Source organism: Bacillus sp. S4 (assembly GCF_040838205.1).
GTDB lineage: Bacteria > Bacillota > Bacilli > Bacillales > Bacillaceae_G > Bacillus_A > Bacillus_A cereus_U.
In genome coordinates this window covers 1-3,281 of record NZ_JBFPJI010000347.1, presented here as the reverse complement: position 1 = coordinate 3,281, position 3,281 = coordinate 1, and the positions used below count along the sequence as shown (strand labels likewise).

Here is a 3,281-nt window from a genome sequence, read left to right as displayed (position 1 = left end):
TTACAGTAGTATACTATTTAGTGTGTAATAGTACTAGCAATGAATACGCTGTAGGGGGTTTAGTATATTGTTAGATGCGATGAAGATGACGGATATGAGAATTCCGGCGAATGCTATCATTCATGTAGAAGAGATGAAAGGTGGAGTCGTTTTATCCGTTGAAATAGACGGCCAAATTATTTATACGATGGCTTATGATGAAGAAACAGATAGTTATGCTGAATTATATGATCGAAACGATAAGAGGGCGTGCCAAGTACATGAAGACTTTATGGGATGGTCACTTCTTCACTAAAAAGATGTCAATATGACATCTTTTTTTATTGAATCGATAGATTATACAAAGAAATGAAATATAAGGATAAAATTTGTAATAAATGATTTTGCATTGTTAGCACTTTGTAACTGTAAGATAACTGTTTTTTCGCTATCATAAAGATAACAGTCATAGCTATAGGAGTGATCAACTTGAAGAAAGTACATATTTCAAATTTTATGCTATTAAGTGTTTGTTTAGTTTTATTTGTTCTCCTAGGAGCCTTTTTATATTCATGTGTATAAGAAAAAACGCATTCTAGAAAGAACGCGTTATAAAAATGAAGTAATGATTAATCTAGTTCCAAGAATAATTAATGTGATACGTAATAAATTAATTACTGCATTACCACTTAATTTTGTGTTAATATAAGCCCCGATTTTTCCGCCAATCCATGCACCAGGAATAAGAATTAATGCATAAGCCCAGCTGACATTTCCTAGAGAGATGTGAGTTAAAGAACTTACAATTGCTGAGAGAAATACGATAAACATTGAAGTTGCTACAGCAATGTGTGCTGGGAACGCAAAAAGAAGCATCATCGCTGGCACAAGTAAGGCGCCACCACCGATTCCGAATAATCCGGATATAAATCCAACTATAAAGGCAATAAAGATAGCGAGAAATGGTGGGAATTGATAGTCTACAGTATTTCCTTCGTTATCTGTAAAAGATTGCTTAATTACAGTCATATTTGATAGGGAAAGAGGTTTCAATTTGTCTCGTAGTATAAGAAGAATGGAGACGAATATAAGAAAAATCCCAAAGTATAAAGAAAATGTATCTTGGTTTAAAAATTTGTTTGCCCATGATCCGATAATACCACCAGGGCCACTCCCGATAAATAAAATAAGTCCACTTTTATAATCTACCCGTTTATGTTTCATATAAGTAAGGGTAGAAGACAGCCCCGTAAAAACGACGGTTACCATAGAAGTTCCTACTGCGAGTTGTGGTGATAAACTGTGTAATCCAATTAATAACGGAACGATAATAATTCCGCCTCCAAGTCCGACTAGGCTCCCGACTGTCCCGGCGATTAATCCGATGAAAAGTAACATGATGTATTCCAAAATTGCCAACTCCTCTATATAACTTATCCATCAATCATTATACACGCTTTTTAATAAGAAATAGGCTTGTTCACAAAAAAGTCGTCTTCCTAGAAAAATAAGGAAGACGACTTTTGATTAAAAGATTAAGTGTAATAAGTAGTAAAATAATGCAGCTAAAGAAGCTGAAATAGGAAGTGTAATAACCCATGTAATTAACATGCGTTTTGCAGTTCCCCATTTTACACCTTTCACACGATGTGAAGCACCAACCCCTAAAATAGAAGAAGAGATAACGTGCGTTGTACTAACCGGTAAGTGAATGAATGTTGCACCGAAAATAACAAGTGATGATGATAAATCGGCAGCTACACCATTTACAGGACGAATTTTCATAATTTGTCCACCGACAGTTTTAATAATTTTCCATCCACCGACAGAAGTACCAAGACCCATTGCGATTGCACAACATAATTGTACCCAGAACGGGATGTCGTCAGAAGTATGATAGTTATTGGCCATAAGAGCCATCGTAATGATTCCCATTGCTTTTTGTGCATCATTCGTACCATGTGTGTAAGCTTGTAATGCTGCAGTGAAGATCTGGAATATACGGAAGTTCTTGTTCGTTTTCGTTAAGTTAAAGTTTTTAAAGACCACTTTAAAAATACTATATACGATGTAACCAATAACAAAAGCGATAATCGGTGAAATGATTAAAGCTTCAAGAATTTTTATAAACCCTTTATAGTTTAATGAGCTAATACCAGCAGCAGCAATTGCTGCACCAGCGATTGCGCCAATGATTGCATGCGAAGAACTACTTGGAATGCCATAGTACCAAGTGAGCAAATTCCAGACTATTGCCGCAAGCAAAGCAGCTAAAATTACAAGAGAACCATTTGGCAAGGCAAACGGGTCAACGATATCTTTTGTAATAGTTTTTGCTACACCTGTAAATGTCATCGCACCTAAAAAGTTCATAATAGCTGCCATAACAATTGCATGTCTAGGCTTTAGAGCTTTCGTTGAAACAGCCGTTGCAATAGCGTTTGCTGTATCGTGAAATCCATTGATAAAGTCAAAAGCTAAAGCGCAAATGACTACTAAAACGGTCAGTATCAAGAGTGTATCCATGATCAAACTCCTTACGCGTTCTTCATAATGATTGTTTCTAATACGTTTGCAACGCTTTGACAGCTATCAGCTACTTCTTCAAGCTCTTCGTAAATCTCTTTAAATTGAATAATCTTAATCGGATCTTTCTCACGAGAGAATAAGTGCTTAATCGCATGACGGCGAATATCATCACATTGTGACTCGTAATCCTTAATCTTAATCGCATTTGTACGAATATCGACTAATTTCTTTTTAGACAGTAGTTCAACAGAATTTGCAATCTCAATTGCACATTGATTAATTGCTTCAACGAATTTAATCATGTATTCATCAGCTTCTGTAATAGAATACATTTCGAATAGACCAGCACTGTGATCTAATCCGTCTAATACATCATCCATACTCATTGCAAGCTGTAGGATGTCTTCACGTTCAATAGGAGTAATAAACGCTTTGTTTAGCTCCATAATGATTTCGTGAATGAATGAGTCACCTTTTGACTCATACTCTTTCATGCGCATAGAAAACTCTTTTAAATCGCTAGCATTTTTAATTTTATACTCCACGAAAAACTGCGCGCCTTCTTTTAAATTTTCGGAAACATTCATTAGCATTTCAGAAAATTTATCTTTCTTTGATTTAAAGACCATTATTGTTACCCCCACAAAAGTAATATATGTAAAATATATTGGCTAATCAATTCTAACAAAAAACTGTCGTTTTTTAAAACATTTTATCGAAAAGTTTACAAAAACTTAACATAACTCACATTGTTGTATTAATAATATTAATAC

4 protein-coding genes are annotated in these 3,281 nt (G+C 34.9%); 1 reads left to right on the top strand and 3 read right to left on the bottom strand.

What is annotated here, in order from left to right:
* Positions 1 to 67 precede the first annotated feature (67 nt).
* The gene (locus tag AB3X48_RS19825; RefSeq protein ID WP_000883004.1) at positions 68 to 295 is read left to right on the top strand and encodes a hypothetical protein; all 228 of its coding nucleotides are present in this window, start codon (positions 68 to 70) and stop codon (positions 293 to 295) included.
* Positions 296 to 588: 293 nt separating this feature from the next.
* On the opposite strand, the gene AB3X48_RS19820 is transcribed toward AB3X48_RS19825, so the two are convergent.
* From AB3X48_RS19820 to AB3X48_RS19810, 3 genes are all read right to left on the bottom strand, one after another.
* Positions 589 to 1,389, bottom strand: coding sequence for a sulfite exporter TauE/SafE family protein (locus AB3X48_RS19820; protein ID WP_367959840.1), 801 nt, complete (start codon positions 1,387 to 1,389; stop codon positions 589 to 591).
* 117 nt (positions 1,390 to 1,506) lie between these two features.
* Positions 1,507 to 2,505, bottom strand: coding sequence for an inorganic phosphate transporter (locus tag AB3X48_RS19815; RefSeq protein ID WP_002149443.1), 999 nt, complete (start codon positions 2,503 to 2,505; stop codon positions 1,507 to 1,509).
* An 11-nt stretch (positions 2,506 to 2,516) separates the two neighbouring features.
* Positions 2,517 to 3,137 carry a DUF47 domain-containing protein gene (locus AB3X48_RS19810; protein WP_000231445.1) on the bottom strand — a complete coding sequence of 207 codons (621 nt, stop codon included), beginning with the start codon at positions 3,135 to 3,137 and terminating at the stop codon, positions 2,517 to 2,519.
* Positions 3,138 to 3,281 lie beyond the last annotated feature (144 nt).